The sequence below is a fragment of the Paraburkholderia sp. UCT2 genome (assembly GCF_014397665.1).
In the GTDB taxonomy this organism is placed as follows: domain Bacteria; phylum Pseudomonadota; class Gammaproteobacteria; order Burkholderiales; family Burkholderiaceae; genus Paraburkholderia; species Paraburkholderia tuberum.
In genome coordinates, this window is the sequence record NZ_VZQO01000037.1 from 22,618 (window position 1) to 36,676 (window position 14,059).

Annotated in this window: 12 protein-coding genes and 2 pseudogenes; 7 read left to right on the forward strand and 7 right to left on the reverse strand. The window is 64.4% G+C overall.

The window, feature by feature from the left end:
• Positions 1-7 precede the first annotated feature (7 nt).
• The 3 genes and pseudogenes from F6X39_RS25930 to F6X39_RS25940 form a co-directional block, all read right to left on the reverse strand.
• A pseudogene (locus F6X39_RS25930) lies at positions 8-1,807 on the reverse strand (chloride channel protein).
• Positions 1,808-1,809: 2 nt separating this feature from the next.
• Positions 1,810-2,226, reverse strand: a complete 417-nt coding sequence (locus F6X39_RS25935; RefSeq protein ID WP_090807212.1) for a MarR family winged helix-turn-helix transcriptional regulator — start codon at positions 2,224-2,226, stop codon at positions 1,810-1,812.
• Positions 2,227-2,304: 78 nt separating this feature from the next.
• Positions 2,305-2,590 (reverse strand): annotated as a pseudogene (locus tag F6X39_RS25940) (HPP family protein); the annotation flags it as partial.
• 301 nt (positions 2,591-2,891) lie between these two features.
• Between F6X39_RS25940 and F6X39_RS25945 the strand changes: the two are divergent.
• The 3 genes from F6X39_RS25945 (at position 2,892) to F6X39_RS25955 (ending at position 4,451) form a co-directional block, all read left to right on the forward strand.
• Positions 2,892-3,209, forward strand: coding sequence for a DUF1840 domain-containing protein (locus F6X39_RS25945; protein WP_018423542.1), 318 nt, complete (start codon positions 2,892-2,894; stop codon positions 3,207-3,209).
• 552 nt (positions 3,210-3,761) lie between these two features.
• A complete protein-coding gene (locus tag F6X39_RS25950; protein ID WP_187618691.1) occupies positions 3,762-4,259 on the forward strand; it encodes a universal stress protein in 498 nt (165 codons plus the stop codon).
• Between the two features lie 48 nt (positions 4,260-4,307).
• On the forward strand, positions 4,308-4,451 hold the full coding sequence (locus tag F6X39_RS25955; RefSeq protein WP_187618692.1) for a hypothetical protein: 144 nt from the start codon (positions 4,308-4,310) through the stop codon (positions 4,449-4,451).
• A gap of 126 nt (positions 4,452-4,577) precedes the next feature.
• On the opposite strand, the gene F6X39_RS25960 is transcribed toward F6X39_RS25955, so the two are convergent.
• On the reverse strand, positions 4,578-6,788 hold the full coding sequence (locus F6X39_RS25960; RefSeq protein ID WP_187618693.1) for a TonB-dependent receptor: 2,211 nt from the start codon (positions 6,786-6,788) through the stop codon (positions 4,578-4,580).
• A gap of 314 nt (positions 6,789-7,102) precedes the next feature.
• On the opposite strand from F6X39_RS25960, the gene F6X39_RS25965 reads away from it, so the two are divergent.
• A complete protein-coding gene (locus F6X39_RS25965) occupies positions 7,103-7,534 on the forward strand; it encodes a response regulator (RefSeq protein WP_187618694.1) in 432 nt (143 codons plus the stop codon).
• A gap of 111 nt (positions 7,535-7,645) precedes the next feature.
• On the opposite strand, the gene F6X39_RS25970 is transcribed toward F6X39_RS25965, so the two are convergent.
• A complete protein-coding gene (locus F6X39_RS25970; RefSeq protein WP_187618695.1) occupies positions 7,646-8,437 on the reverse strand; it encodes a DUF4410 domain-containing protein in 792 nt (263 codons plus the stop codon).
• A gap of 578 nt (positions 8,438-9,015) precedes the next feature.
• Positions 9,016-9,468 (reverse strand): hypothetical protein, encoded by a 453-nt coding sequence (locus F6X39_RS25975; protein WP_187618696.1) that lies wholly within the window; start codon positions 9,466-9,468, stop codon positions 9,016-9,018.
• Positions 9,469-9,843: 375 nt separating this feature from the next.
• Here F6X39_RS25975 and F6X39_RS25980 point away from each other — a divergent pair, with 375 nt between their 5' ends.
• The 3 genes from F6X39_RS25980 to F6X39_RS25990 all read left to right on the forward strand — a co-directional run bounded on the left by F6X39_RS25980 (position 9,844) and on the right by F6X39_RS25990 (position 12,552).
• A complete protein-coding gene (locus F6X39_RS25980) occupies positions 9,844-10,269 on the forward strand; it encodes a phasin family protein (RefSeq protein WP_187618697.1) in 426 nt (141 codons plus the stop codon).
• Positions 10,270-10,789: 520 nt separating this feature from the next.
• Positions 10,790-11,239: a DUF2844 domain-containing protein gene (locus tag F6X39_RS25985; RefSeq protein WP_187618725.1), complete on the forward strand. Its 450-nt coding sequence runs from the start codon at positions 10,790-10,792 to the stop codon at positions 11,237-11,239.
• Between the two features lie 11 nt (positions 11,240-11,250).
• Positions 11,251-12,552 carry a DUF3443 domain-containing protein gene (locus F6X39_RS25990; RefSeq protein ID WP_187618698.1) on the forward strand — a complete coding sequence of 434 codons (1,302 nt, stop codon included), beginning with the start codon at positions 11,251-11,253 and terminating at the stop codon, positions 12,550-12,552.
• Between the two features lie 105 nt (positions 12,553-12,657).
• Here the strand turns inward: F6X39_RS25990 and F6X39_RS25995 are convergent, their stop codons facing one another.
• A complete protein-coding gene (locus tag F6X39_RS25995) occupies positions 12,658-13,758 on the reverse strand; it encodes a putative zinc-binding metallopeptidase (RefSeq protein WP_187618699.1) in 1,101 nt (366 codons plus the stop codon).
• Positions 13,759-14,059 lie beyond the last annotated feature (301 nt).

Here is a 14,059-nt window from a genome sequence, read left to right on the forward strand (position 1 = left end):
GCTGGCTTTACGAACCGGCGCGAACCGGCGCGAAGCGCCGCTTGCCGAGCGACGGCCCGATACGACGGAACCGTTCCCGTTTGTGTTCTTCTTCGAAGTGCGCGAGCGACGGCTTGACCAGATCGCTGCGCGACACGATCCCCACCAGACGCATGCTGTTGCGATCGGCGACCACCGGCAGGCGTTCGAGCTCCAGCACGGCGAGCCGCGTCGCCACCAGCCGGCAGGTTTCGGATGACAAAGCAAACGCGGTGTTGTGTTGCGCGAACACGTCGGCGAGCGTCATCGCGCGCTTGCGTTCCGTGTCCTCGGCGCAGAAGCGTTCGAGCAACATGCGGTCGGCCACGCCGATCACCGCGCCGTCGCGCACCACCGGATACGCGCGGCGCAGCTGGTTCGCGCCGAACAGCGTCTGCAGCGTTGCGCCGACCGTCGTGGCGGCATCGACTGATTCGACCGAGGCGGTCATCACTTCGTCGACATAGTGGCGCTCGAGCGGATCGACGCCGTACTCGCGATAGATGTGATAGCCGCGTCGCGCGATTTTCTCGGTCATGATCGAGCGCCGCATCACGACCGTGGAGAAGCCGTGCGCGATCAGCGTTGCCGCCAGGAGCGGCAACAGCGCGTTGGCGTCGTGCGTGAGGCCGAACGCGAACACGATGGCCGTCAGCGGCGCGCCGAGCGTGGCACCAAGCGTCGCGGCCATGCAGACGAGCGGCCACAGCGCCGGTTCGCTGCCCGGGAGCTAATGCGCGAGCACCGTGCCGAGTCCGGCACCGAGCATCAGGAGCGGTGCGAGCACACCGCCCGACGTGCCCGAGCCGAGCGCGATGAGCCACATCACCGCCTTCACGGCGAGCAGCAAAAGGGCGACCTGCACCGCAATGTGCTGATGCAGCAGATCGCCGATCACGTCGTAACCGACGCCGAGCGCGCGCGGTTCGAGCCAGCCGCCGATACCGACGACGATGCCGCCGAGCGCTGGCCACCACATCCAGTGGATCGGCAGCTTGCCGAACAGGTCTTCCACCTTGTAGAGCGCGGCGGACAGGCCGGACGCCAGCGCGCCCGACAACCCGCCCGCGACCGCGCACGACAGCAGCGACCAGCCATCGGGCGCGGCAGTCTGTAGCGGAAACAGTGGACCTGTACCGAAGAAAATCACGCGGGCGAAGCCAGCGACCGCGCACGCCACCGCGACTGGCAGGAAGCTGCGCGGCCGCCATTCGAACAGCAGCAGTTCGACCGCGAGCAGCACGGCCGCGAGCGGCGTGCCGAACACCGCGGTCATGCCGGCCGCCGCGCCCGCCACGAGCAGCGTCTTGCGTTCCGCCGACGTGACCTTCACGCACTGCGCGATCAGCGAGCCGAGCGCGCCGCCGGTCATGATGATCGGGCCTTCCGCGCCGAACGGCCCGCCGCTGCCGATCACGATGCCCGACGACAACGGCTTGAGCACCGCCACTTTCGGCGACATCTTGCTCTTGCCGAACAGGATCGCCTCGATCGCCTCGGGAATGCCGTGGCCGCGAATCTTTTCGGAGCCGAAGCGCGCCATCAGCCCGACGATCAAACCACCGATCACCGGCACACCGATCACCCAAATGCCAAGCGTATTGGTGGCGGGCGAACGGTCGACGAACGACAGCGTGCCGAAGAAAAACAGATTGGTGAACAGGCGAATCAGGTTCAGCAGAACAAAGGCGGCAATCGTACTGACGAAGCCGATGCCCGCGGCGAGCGCAAAGATGCCGGGCAGCCTTGCATTCGCCGCGAAGTCGCGTTTGTGGGAATCCATGCTCATGGTTAGTCGAGGTCGATCCGTGGAACCTGGAAGGAGCCTTCGAGCGATCTCAATTCGGCGCGATGCAGTTCCGCAAGCCGTTCGAGTACCCGTTCTCCCGCTCTTTCGAGGTGTACTTCAACCTGGCGGCGATCGGTCTCGCTGACCTGGCGGCGCACGAGATTCAGTGCCTCGCAGCGCGATACCAGCGCGACGACGCCGTGATGTTGCGCCTGCAGACGCTCCGCGAGTTCGCCGACGGTCGCCCAGTCGCGCTCCGGATAGCCCTTGATGTGCAGCAACAACAGGTATTGCAACGGCGTGATGCCCTCGCTCTGCGCGGCCTGCTCCGAGAAGCGCTCGAAGCGCCGCATCTGGTAGCGAAACTGCGACAACTGCTCGAAATCGCTCTTAACGAGCTTGCGAGTCCGTACTTTCATGGCAAATCCGCCAATGTGAAGAAAACTGAAAATATATCACGTGATGATGTATTCAAGCGAATTGCGGCCGTCGCAACGGCATCGCGCGGCAGATCTCCTCGACACGAGGTTGCCGCCGATGGATCGACCACGGCTGCGCGAGTGGGCTCGCGGGCACCGCGAACAGCAACACCGCGGAAGCGCCCATCGGCGCGACGAGCAGCGGAATATTTGCGACGGGACCGGGCAGCAGATACATCAGACCGCCGGTGAACGCGATGCCGAGCAGCGCGCCGAGGCACGAACGAGCACGCTCGTGCCATTTCACGGTGACCGGTGCGGGGAAAAAGCTGGCAAGCCAGCCGAGAGCAGGAGAGCGGGACAAGATAGGAGCGGAAAGTAGTCGATGATGCCGGGCCCGACATTACCGGGGAAACTCTGGCAACGCGAATACAGTCTGGTCATGATTATATGTCAATATGATATAAAAGTTCTCCGCCCCCCGCGCGGCGCGCGGAATCTGTCGCATCTCGCAGACAGTCGAGAACACAGCCGACGTGCTTCAGCATGGCCCTAAATCACCCCTCGGTGCGTTCCTTGTTTGTCACGTCGTGATATAAAATGAGAGCAGGCGGATTGGGAGGACTCATAGGCCCGTTGCCTGATAGACCGATAAAGGAGCCATCATGATGATCACGTTTCAATCGACGGCGTCGCCGGATGTCGTCATGCTCAGGGATCTCGCACAATATCTGCTTGGTCTGATCGGCAAGCGGCTCGGCGCGCGGGGCGTTATCAGCCACGACGAGCTGCCCCGCGCGATCGATCGGCTCGAAACCGCCATCACCGAAGACGCGGCCGCGGAAACGACCCTCGAAGCATTGCACTGCTCAACCAGTAATCAACGCGAGTCGCGCAACCGGCTGTCGCAGCGCGCGTGGCCGTTTCTGGACATGATGCGTGCGGCGCGCGACTCGGACGCGGACATCATCTGGGGGCTGTAGTTCGTCGAGGGAATCGCGATGAAACAACTTGCGTCGCGTCGACGTTTCGCAATCGTCCTTATTTCGGTTTGCGCCGTTCCGCTTGCCTATGCGTTCTCACCCGCGCAGCAGACCGGCCGATACCCGCAGCCGGTGTGCGGCTCGTGCACCGCATCGTGCGGCACGGGGGTGCGAAGCAGTGTGATCGGCGTGTATGGCGGCACCGTTGTCGACCAGTTGTCCAGCGGAGCGGTGGTGCTCGTGAGATGGCCGAACGGTTCGCCGCACGAGGCATGGACCGCTCGGTCGCATGGCTATGGTTTGCCCGTCGATCCCGCGGCAAACGCTGCTCATGTTTTCTTTCTGTGGCCTGAGTCGTAGCGCGGTGTTCCTGATCGCCGCGCCGAGCAACCGCTATTTCAGGGCAGGGATCCGGTGGCCGCCGAAACTGGCGAATAGTGCCTGTTTGACGGCGTTTCTGTAGGTATTTGCATGCATCGGTGTCGCGCGGTATATATCACGAACTGACATATAATTAATTGATCACGTGCCGCACGGCGCAAGGAGGTTCTCATGTCGAGCTTCAGGCGCATTCTTCTCTGCTACGACGGAACTCGCGAAGGACAACACGCGTTGAAGGACGGTGCCGTTCTCGCGCAAGACCTGAACGCTGAAGTGCACCTGCTTTCCGTGCTCAACAATACGGCGTGGATGCAGGGCGCGGACATCACGTCCACGGTGCCGATCGATTTCATCAACGAATCCGCCAAAACGCTGCTCGACGAGGGCTTACAGAAGCTCGCCGCACGCGGAATTCGCGCGACCGGTCATCTCGCGATCGGCGAACCGCTCGATGAGATTCCGTTTTTCGCTAACGATCTGAAGGCCGATCTGGTCGTCGTCGGTCATCGTCGCAGTCACGGATTCGCGCGATGGTGGGGTGGCCGGCACGACGGGCTGCTGCTCGATCGCGTGACGTGCAGCGTGCTGGTCACGATGGGCGCGGCAACCGATGCGCCGGCCGCAGCCGCAGGCACGGGCGAGACCGCGCGGTCCGCCGAACATTCATGAGCGTTGTGTTGTGTGTTGAGTTGTGTTGCGTTGGCACGGAGGCACACCATGAAAGACGTCGACGAACAGGTCAATCATCCTCATCCTCAGCCCGTCAGGCACAGCGATAACGAAAAGAGCAAGCTGCCGCAGCGCGCCGCCGATGCGCAGCGGCCGAAGAAAAAACCCGCAGGCGAGCCGCCGGTCGAGTGACGAGGGGCGGCGCCACGCCGTTCAGTTCGCGCGGAAACACTAAAACGCTGCCGGCCCGAAAGGCTGGCAGCGTTTTAGTCATGCATGCAAACCGCTGGCACAGGCGACCGACGTCACGTCAGACAATCAAAAGTCGGTGCTGACCGACAACAGGAACGTACGCGGTGCGCCCTGGGTCAGGTACGTCGTCGCGCCGTAGGCCGACACGGCTGACCAGTACGCCTTGTTCGTCACGTTCTGCACGGTGGCGCGCAACGTCGTCCTCTTGCCGTAGATGGACGTCTCGTAACGCGCTCCCAGGTCGAAGCGGTTCCACGACGGGATCGACAGCGTGTTGGCCGCGTTCGCTTCCTGCGCGCCGGTATGGATCCAGCGAGCGTTGACCGCGAGCCCCGGCACCATCGGAATGTCGTAATCGGCGCCCAGATTGAACAGGAAAGTCGGCACGCCCACCGGACGGTTGCCGTCGTAGGCTCCGCCTTGTGTGTTCTCGAGCGTCGCGTCCATCAGCGAAGCGCCGGCCAGCAGACGCAGGCCCTTGAGCGGCTCGCCGTGCGCTTCGGCTTCGAGACCGCGATGGCGTTCGTTGCCGTTCAGGCCATAGATATGCGTGGCCGGGTCGGTGAACGCCGATGGCTGTTCGATCTGGAAAGCGGCAAACGACGCACCGAGCCTTTCGGTGTCGTACTTGACACCCACTTCCCACTGCTTCGTGCGGACCGGCGCCAGTTGTTGACCGTAGTTCAGCGTGCCCGCCGGCGCGATGCTGCCCGCGGCCAGCGCTTCGCTGCGGTTCGCGAAGATCGACACGTTCTGCGTCGGGCGCAGAACGAGGCCGAACAGCGGCGTCGTGATGCCGTCGCTGTAGTTGCCGCTGCCGATGCCCGTGTTGTCGTAATTGGCCGTCGCGATCTGCTGGCGACGCGCGCCGACCGTGAACAGCACCCGGTCATGCAGGAAGCCGAGCGTGTCGGACGCGGACACGCTGCGGATCACCGTGGTGGCCGTCATGCCCGGATCGGCCAGGTTGCCGCCTGACATCGTCGTGGCCGGGTAAGGCGTCTGCACCGTGTTGTAGAGCGAGACCGGGCCCATGAAGGCGTAGGTCCACGCGGAGTTGGTGTTCTCGCTCGTGATGGCGCCGCCCGCCGCAACCCTATGCGACACCGGGCCAGTGTCGAAGCGGCCGCGCACGCCGACTTCGGCGGAGCTCGAATTCTGGTTGTACGGCACGCCGAGACGGGCACCGGTGACGCCGGTCGACGAATAGGTCGGCGAGTAGTACTCACCTTGCTCGACCGTGCGGCGCACACCACCGGTCGCATAAGCGGTCCAGCCCGGCAGGAAGTCGTATTCGGCCTTCAGGATGCCGACGGTGTCTTCGAGGTTGGTGTACGACCAGTTCTGCGCGTAGTTGTACGTTGCCGGCGGCACGGCGGGAATCGCGTCGGTGAAGTAGACGACCGGGCGGCCGTCGCTGACGTGCTCGCGTTGATACAGGAAGTCGCCGGACAGACGCAGCTTGTCGCCGCGCCAGTCGAGCGCGACGGCCGTGGTGTTGTCGCGGCGGTGTTCGCCGTCGATGCTCGTCTCGCCGTCACGATTCGCCTGGTTCACGCGGATCCCGAACTGGCCTTCGCTGCCGAAGCGTCGGCCGACGTCCACGTGCGCGCCGAACTCGCCGGAGCCGCTGGTTGCGAGTGTCACGTTGGTGGTGGGCATGTCCTCCGCTCGCTTCAGCTGCACGTTCACGCCGCCGCCGATCGCCGAGCCCGTCGGCGAAGCACCGTTCAGGAACGCGTTGGCGCCCTTGAACACGTCGACCCGCTCGACCGCCGCGGTCGAGACCAACTGGCGCGGCGTAACGCCGTACAGACCGTTGATCGAGATGTCGTCGGCATTGAGCTGGAAGCCGCGAATCACGAACACTTCCGAGAAGTTGCCGTAGCCGTACGCGGTTCGCACCGACGGGTCGTTTTCGACCACATCGGCGAGCGTGCGCGCCTGCTGATCCTTGATCAGCTTGGCCGTGTAGGTCGTCATGCTGAACGGCATGTCGATGTTGCGCTGCTTGCCGAGCACGCCGTAGTCGGCGCCGCGCGCGACCTGGCCGCCCGCGTATGTCGGCGACAGGTCGCCGGGCAACTCTTCGACGGCGGCCGCCTGAACCTTGATGGCGGGCAGCGTGCCGTCGGCGGCGGGGGCGGAGTCGGTGGATTGAGCGAACGCGCTGGCCGGGACACTGAAAGCGACGGCGATGGCGGCAAGGATGGTGGCGCGATGCAGAGTGGCTTGAGCAGGCGTGGCCTGCGGGCGATTCCAGCGTGAAACGGACATGAATTGGAAAGTAGGCGTGGTCGTCGATCTTCCGTCCCGGGGCGCTAGTTGGAATCCGGGCGGCATTTTTCCTGGTTGCACGCGCGGACGATGCCATTTATGTAAGCAGTCCGAGCGCGAAACGAAAGGTTCGGCGGAAGTATAGTGCAAATAGGAATCATTCCTATTGTAGAAACGCAACGATTTACAGAATTGATGGCAAAAGTGGATATTTTCGATGACGTCGAGCCGCGCCGACGCGCCGGTTTGACGCCGCCGTAGCCGCGGCACAGCGCTTGCTACGCGCCCAAAGGTTTACTCGCAGGCCGCCATACATGCCACGAAATCCGACTACCTGCCAGAGGTGGAGCGCCCGAGAGGTCCAGCTATTGCACGACGTGCCGCGCGTGCTCGTCATCGACGACAACGCGAACGCCGGCGAAGCGCTTGCCACCTGGCTTTCCTACGAGGGCGTCGAGGCGCGCGCCGCGACCGGCTGCACGGCGGCGCTGCACTGCGTGCGCAACTGGGTGCCCGACGTCGTCGTGCTCGACATCATGATGCCGGAGCGCGACGGCTACGAAACGGCGAGCGCGCTGCGCCGCTATCTGCCGACGCACAGTCTCGGCATCGTCGCGTTTACGTCGCTAGACGAGGACCACGTGAGGCAAACCGGCCGCGAGCGCCACAACTTCGACGGTTATTGCCAGAAGGGCACGGCGCCGGCCACGCTGCTCGCACTGCTGCGAGGGTTGTGGCGCGGCTAGCGACGGGGCGCGCCTCGATAAAAAAACGCGGCGGCGTGGACATCGCTCCACACCGCCGCGCTTTTCAACCGCGCTCTTTAGTCGGACCCGCAACCCGCCGCGCTCAACCGCTCAGCTCTTTCGCGCGGTCTGCATCCAGCCGGCTTGCACGCCGAACTGCGCGATCTGTTTCGCGACTGCATCGGCGAGGCGCTTTGCATCGTCCGACACGCCCGCGCGCTTCGTTTCGGTCACGCCGTGCAGGCCCGCGCCGGCCGCTGCCGCGGTCGCGACGGTGCCGGCCGCCGCGCCGACCCCGGCGGTTTCGACCATGCCGGGCATCTTGCCGCTGTCCGCGTTGGCCGTGAAGCTCTGCACGACACGCGGCGTGCCGCCCGCGGGCTGGTAGACGATCCGCACCGCGCTGCTCACCTCGCTCTTGCCCGCGCCCAAGCCGATCAGCGTGCGGCGGCGGCGATTGCCGGCGTCGATCGTCTCGAAGCTGCCTTGCACGAGCAGCACGTTCTGGCCGGCGGGCACCGGCGCGTCGGTGCGCACCGCGTGCAGGCCCATCGCCTGCAGCTGATGGACGATCTCGTCGGCGACCTGCTCGCGCACCTGGGCGGCATCGGCAACCTGCTTCTGCGCGTCCGACGAGCCCGACATCTGCATCTTCAGTTTTTGCAGCATGCCGCCGTTGTCGAGCTTGACCTGCTGCGGATCGGCATCGAACGTGTAGACGTAGATCGTGTCCGGATGCATCGTCGATTGCGTGCCTGCGTCGGCCGTCGCGGACGTGCTCGTCGCGCTCAGATTCGTGACGCTGGCGCCGGCGCAGCCGCTCAGCAGCGCGCCGCCGCACACGAGTGCCATGCAGGTGAAACGGGCGGCGTTCTTTTTGATGAAGTTCACTGAAGTCAACATGATGATCCTGTGGTCGGCACGCGGTGCCAGTCTGTTCGAGTCCATCGCCGATGATCGGGCAACCGTGGGATCGTCGATCATCGGCGAAGGGATTCGCACGTGAAGCCTTTCGATCTCATGCGTCTGTGATTCGTCACGCACCGGCAGCGAACGAAGTATGGGTGAGCGGCTCGCCGAACTCCATTCAACAATTATTTCGAGCGATGTCACGGCGAGACGAAGAAGAGCACGCGGACGTCGAGCCGCCGATCAGCTCAAAGCGAGCTTGACGATGCAGCACAGGACGAAAACTAGCAGGGCGGCGGCAATGGCCATGTCCATTGGATAGCGCATTCCTTCACCCTGCCCTGACGTTGCGGAGCTCCTATCGTAATCACCTGACGGAAGATGAAAAGCATCAGTGAAGCGCCAATGTGGGACAGGCAACGTAGTCCCGGAAAGCCGCGCGGGGCGGGGCTGCGGGAGCGCACGGACGAGATGCGGCGATGGAGCGGTCGCTCGAACGCGCTCGCATGCTCCGGCGCAAAGAAAAAGCGCCGCGTGGCGCGGCGCTTTATTCGCAATTCGCGAATGAAAATTTATTGCGGTTGTGTCGCTGGCTGACCCGGCGGCGTGCCATGCGGCGCCTTGTTCGCCGCCACGAGATCTTCGGCGAGACTCGTGCGTAGCGTCGCGATCGCCTGCTCGGGATTGGCGGGCTTCAGCTGCTCGCGCGCGAGCGAGTCGTACACGTAGTGACGCAGCATCGGGTCCTGGGTCTTGTTCAGCACCTCGTGGTAGACGGCGACGATCTCGCCTTCATGACCGTTTAGCGCGTATAGACGGCGCAGTTGTTCGAGATCATTGATCACCGCGAAAGCTGGGCTCGGGCGACCCATCATCGGACCATGCCCCGGCGGCCCGTCGCCGCGCGGGCCGCCGTCGTGCATAGCGGCGGGCGGGGGCGGCGGCATGCCGTCGTCGGCGAGCGCGGCCGTCGCGATGATGCCAAGAGCCGCGGCCACGGCCGCGCCGAAGAATGCGTTTCTCATGATGTCGCTCCCATCGAAAACAGCGCCGGCGCCACGATGGACCGGCTCCTCGCAACGATAGTCGACCCGCTGATTCGTCGGGTTACGAAAGCCATTCAGTAACTTTCCGAGCCTTTCGCGGCGCGCGGCTTAGCGGCGCGCGGTTCTGCGGCGCAGACCCCGAAGCGACGCACGTTGCCGTGAACCGGTTTTCGCCAGGGTGAGTCCGCTGGCGCAACCCAGCCGGATAGCGCATGATTGCTCCGATGTGCCGTGCGACCCCAAAAGCACCTTGCTGTGGCGGCACGCGCGGCACACGCAGCCGCCGGCATCGGCGTCGCGCCTGGTGCGGGCGACGCAGAGGCGATGAGTCTTCAACCGCAAGGAGGATTTCGCATGGACCGACCCGATGCAGTCAATCCGTTTGGCGATCTAACCAAAATGCTGGAGCAGTTCAAGCTCCCCGGCTTCGACGTGCCCGCCATCATGGAAGCGCGCCGAAAGGATATGGAAGCGCTGGTTCAGGCGAATCAGACAGCATTCCAGGGGATGCAGTCGCTCGCGCAGAAACAGGCCGACATGCTGCGCACCACGTTGGGCGAGCTACAGGCGCTGACTGCGCAGCTCACGGCGGCCGGCACCGCGCCGTCGAGCAAAACCGCGGAGCTGATCCAGCAGAGCCTGCACAAATCGCTCGCCGACATGCAACAGCTCGCACAAGCCGCGTATCAGACCCAGGCGGAGTCGTATGGGGTGATCGCGAAACGCGTCGAGGAGAACGTGCAGGAGTTGAAGTCGCTTCTTCAGCAACAGAAGAAGTAGCGCACGCCGCGAGTTCCGGACGATCTATGACGCGGAGGGCCGCCAGGCCCTCCGCTTTTTTTGCCCGTCGGGATTTGTGTCGCAAGCCTCATGTAGTAAGAGGAATGCGGGACTTCGCCCGCTCGTTATTCGGCAGACGCTTACATCGATGAACAAACGCTGCTCACGTTCGCAACTTTTACGCGTGGCGGCGGTAATTTTCGCAGTCGGTCAGTTCTAAACGTCAGACGGAAACCGAATAAGCGTCAAAGCATTGACGCCAAAAGGCTTTGTCCACGCTGATCAAACTTGATCGATCGATTCAGGAACTCCGAACAGTTTCAATCGCGCCCCAAACGATTGCCGCGCGCCATTCCCCTGACTAAAGTTTCGCCTCGCCTTTCCGTAGACGCATTCACGCAGCCCAACCGGCGTGAAGGCAACCGGCTTTGCCGGTCAGGTGCGCGCCCCTAGTCTCGCGTTTGTGATCGGCTACATGCAGGTCGCGGCGTTTCACCTCGAAGGAAATCTCTTGAAACCGATGCTTCTCACCCGCATTGCCTGCGCAATGCTCGGGGCAAGCTGCGCGTTGCCGTTCGGCGCGCACGCGACGCTCGGCCAGAACGCCAGCACCGTCGACGGCGATCAGGCGCGCCTGCATGCGGTTGCTCGCGCGGCCAGCGCACAGGGCGCGTATGCGGTGCATGCGCTGACGCTGCCGTCCGGCACCCAGGTGCGCGAATACGTGGCGGCCAACGGCATCGTGTTCGGCGTTGCGTGGGATGGCCCGACGCTGCCCGATCTGAAGGCGATGCTCGGCGCGTCCTTCGATGCCTACGTCGCCGCCAGCGCGGCGCGGCGCGGCGCGCCGCTCGCGGTCTCGAACAGTGACCTCGTGGTGTTCTCGAGCGGCCATCTGCGCGCGTTCACCGGCTACGCCTATCTGCCGCAGGCGGTGCCCGCGGGCGTCGACGTCAGCGTTATTCAATAACGGAGCGAATCATGCGATCCAGGTCTTCGTGGATGACTCTGCTGGGCGCGGCGCCCCTCGTGGTTCTGGCGCTGCTGTTGAGCGCGTGCGGCGGCGGGGGCGGCAGCGCGAGCACCACGGCCAATTCGAGCACCTCCAGCAACTCGAACGGTTCGGGCGGCTCGACCAGCTCCTCGGGTTCGACCGTGACCAACACGTCGCCGTCGCCGCAGGTGCTGGCCGCCAACGCGGTGCGCGTGACGGTCGACTCGGGCGTCAGCAACGTGCCGAACATGCCGTTCGTCAGCATCACGATCTGCGCGCCCGGCACCAGCAACTGCCAGACGATCGATCACGTGCTCGTCGATACCGGCTCGTGGGGCGTGCGCGTGTTCGCGTCGCAATTGCCCGCGTCGATGAGCCTGCCGCAGCAGAAGGACGGCTCGGGCAACCTGGTTGCCGAATGCATGCAGTTCTTCGACGGCTACACGTGGGGCGCGGTGAAGCTCGCCGATGTGCAGATCGCCGGCGAAAAAGCCGCTGCGCTGCCGATCCAGGTGATCGATCCGGGCTACGCGTCGCTGCCGGGCGATTGCGCGGCCGTCGGCGCGGCGCGCAATACGCCGGCCGCCTTGCAGGCGAACGGCATTCTCGGCATCGGCGTGTTCAAGCACGACTGCGGCGCGAACTGCGTGCAGCAGGCGATCCCCGCGACCTACTATGGTTGCGGCGGCACCAGCTGCACGTCGATACCGCTCGCGCAGACGTACCAGGTCGCCAATCCGGTGCCGTACTTCGCGACCGACAACAACGGCTCGATGCTCAGTCTGCCGACCGTGTCGGGCGGCGCGCCATCGGTGTCGGGGCAACTCGTGTTCGGCATCGGCACGCAGAGCAACAATGCGCTCGGCGGGGCGCAGGTGGTCGGTGTGAGCCCGTCGAACGGCACGTTCACGACGGTGCAGAACGGCACCACGTATACGCGCAGCATTATGGACAGCGGCTCGACGGGACTCTTCTTTCAGACCACCTTGATGCCGGCCTGCGCGAGCCCGAACAGCGCTTATTACTGCCCGAGCTCGACGCAGCAGTTGAGCGCGATGATCGAAGGCGTGAATGGCACGACGAGCGCGGTGACGTTCAGCGTCGGCAATGCGATGTCGATCGCGCAGACTTATAGCGGCGACTCGGCATTGCCGCTGCTCGCGGGCCCGGCATTCGTCACGTCGACGGTGTTCGACTGGGGGCTGCCGTTCTTCTACGGTCGCAATGTCTATGCGGCGATCGAGCAGCAGTCGACGCCGGGTGGGACGGGGCCTTATGTGGCGTACTGAAGTCGCGTATTGAAGTGGCGAGCCGGGCGCGTGTAGCCGGTTGCTCGCGGCTCGATGATGAGCGTCATATGCGCCCGCTGCCGGCTGGTCCGGCGGCGGGCTTTTTTATGCGCTGGTTGGCTCGCGGTCGCCCCGCTTGTCGCGCTTGTCACCCGCTGCCGCGATCACGCGATGCACAAAGCGCAGCTTGTCGACCACCGGCGCGGCGAGCGTGAACGGATAGCCGTCGGGCATGCCGAGACTGCGATTCAGACTGTTCAACGCATACGTGAGCGGAAACCAGCGCTTCATCAGATTGCCGAAGCTCGCGTCCTCGACTGGCGTGCGGTCGGTCAGCGTCGGCTCGCTCGGATCGTCGGGCAGCAGCGCGAGTCCGTACGACGTCGACGTGTCGAGCACGTCGACGATCAGCAGATAGTGCGCCCATGTCTCCGCCCAGTCTTCCCACGGATGCATCGTCGCGTAAGCGCTGATGTACGACGCCTGCCAGTCGGCCGGCGCGCCGTCGCGATAGTAGGCGTCCAGCGCTTCGCCGTAGTCGGCCTGCTCGTCGCCGAACAGCTTGCGAAACGGTTCGAGCCAGCGCGGCTCGGTTTCGATCAGGTGGCGGAAAAAGTAGTGGCCCGTCTCGTGGCGGAAGTGGCCGAGCAGCGTGCGGTACGGCTCGCCCATCGCGGTGCGCACTTTCTCGCGATGCGCGTCGTCGGCCTCGGCGATGTTCAGCGTGATCAGCCCGTTGTCGTGACCGGTCATCACGGGCTTGCCGTCGCCGCCGTCGGCGAGAAATTCGAAGGCGAGACCGCGCTCGGGGTCCGCGTCGCGCGATCGCACCTCGAGGCCAAGCTCGCCCAGCGTGTACAGCAGACGCCGCTTCGCGACTTCGAGCCGGTACCAGTAGAGCCGGTTTTCCGGTTCGCTCAGGTTCGGAATCGTGCTGGTCAACTGGCAGGCGTGGCACAGCGTGTCGGGCGAATCGGCCGGGATCATCCAGTTGCAGACGTTTTCGACCGCGTAGTTGTGGCATTGTCGGAACAGCGCGCCATTCGCCTCGGGATGCAGGCTGCGCCAGCGGCCGTCGCCGGCGTCCCCGAACGCGCTGATTTCCCGCAGTTCAGGCAGATAGCCGAGCAGCGACTCGCAGCGCTCGCAGCGGACGTTCTCGTAGAACACGAGGTGCGCGCAGCGATTGCAGTGGAAGGTTTTCATCGGGCGGGCCTCGTGATCGGTGCTATGTCGATTGCGATGATGAGCCATGGTAAGCGCCATCATCAACGCGATAGCGGACGAAAGCCGGTCGCAAACTTCATGCCGCGATTGCCAGACGTCACCGCTTTAACGCACAGTACGGTCATGATCGTGCATCGGCGCTGCGCCGCTTTGGTGCACGGTCCGAGGCGAGCCCGCGGCAGGGCGCGAGGTACGCAACGCAAACGCAGTTCAGACAACACCAAACGATTCATACGGGTTTGTCCAGCAACGGCATAGAGCTTGCTTTTTTGGCGGGCTG

Bases quoted from the DNA above. Each gene is read 5' to 3' on its own strand.
- F6X39_RS25935 (WP_090807212.1), bottom strand. From the start codon at position 2,226: ATGAAAGTACGGACTCGCAAGCTCGTTAAGAGCGATTTCGAGCAGTTG.
- F6X39_RS25945 (WP_018423542.1), top strand. From the start codon at position 2,892: ATGATGATCACGTTTCAATCGACGGCGTCGCCGGATGTCGTCATGCTC.
- F6X39_RS25950 (WP_187618691.1), top strand. From the start codon at position 3,762: ATGTCGAGCTTCAGGCGCATTCTTCTCTGCTACGACGGAACTCGCGAA.
- F6X39_RS25955 (WP_187618692.1), top strand. From the start codon at position 4,308: ATGAAAGACGTCGACGAACAGGTCAATCATCCTCATCCTCAGCCCGTC.
- F6X39_RS25960 (WP_187618693.1), bottom strand. From the start codon at position 6,788: ATGTCCGTTTCACGCTGGAATCGCCCGCAGGCCACGCCTGCTCAAGCC.
- F6X39_RS25965 (WP_187618694.1), top strand. From the start codon at position 7,103: ATGCCACGAAATCCGACTACCTGCCAGAGGTGGAGCGCCCGAGAGGTC.
- F6X39_RS25970 (WP_187618695.1), bottom strand. From the start codon at position 8,437: ATGTTGACTTCAGTGAACTTCATCAAAAAGAACGCCGCCCGTTTCACC.
- F6X39_RS25975 (WP_187618696.1), bottom strand. From the start codon at position 9,468: ATGAGAAACGCATTCTTCGGCGCGGCCGTGGCCGCGGCTCTTGGCATC.
- F6X39_RS25980 (WP_187618697.1), top strand. From the start codon at position 9,844: ATGGACCGACCCGATGCAGTCAATCCGTTTGGCGATCTAACCAAAATG.
- F6X39_RS25985 (WP_187618725.1), top strand. From the start codon at position 10,790: ATGCTTCTCACCCGCATTGCCTGCGCAATGCTCGGGGCAAGCTGCGCG.
- F6X39_RS25990 (WP_187618698.1), top strand. From the start codon at position 11,251: ATGCGATCCAGGTCTTCGTGGATGACTCTGCTGGGCGCGGCGCCCCTC.
- F6X39_RS25995 (WP_187618699.1), bottom strand. From the start codon at position 13,758: ATGAAAACCTTCCACTGCAATCGCTGCGCGCACCTCGTGTTCTACGAG.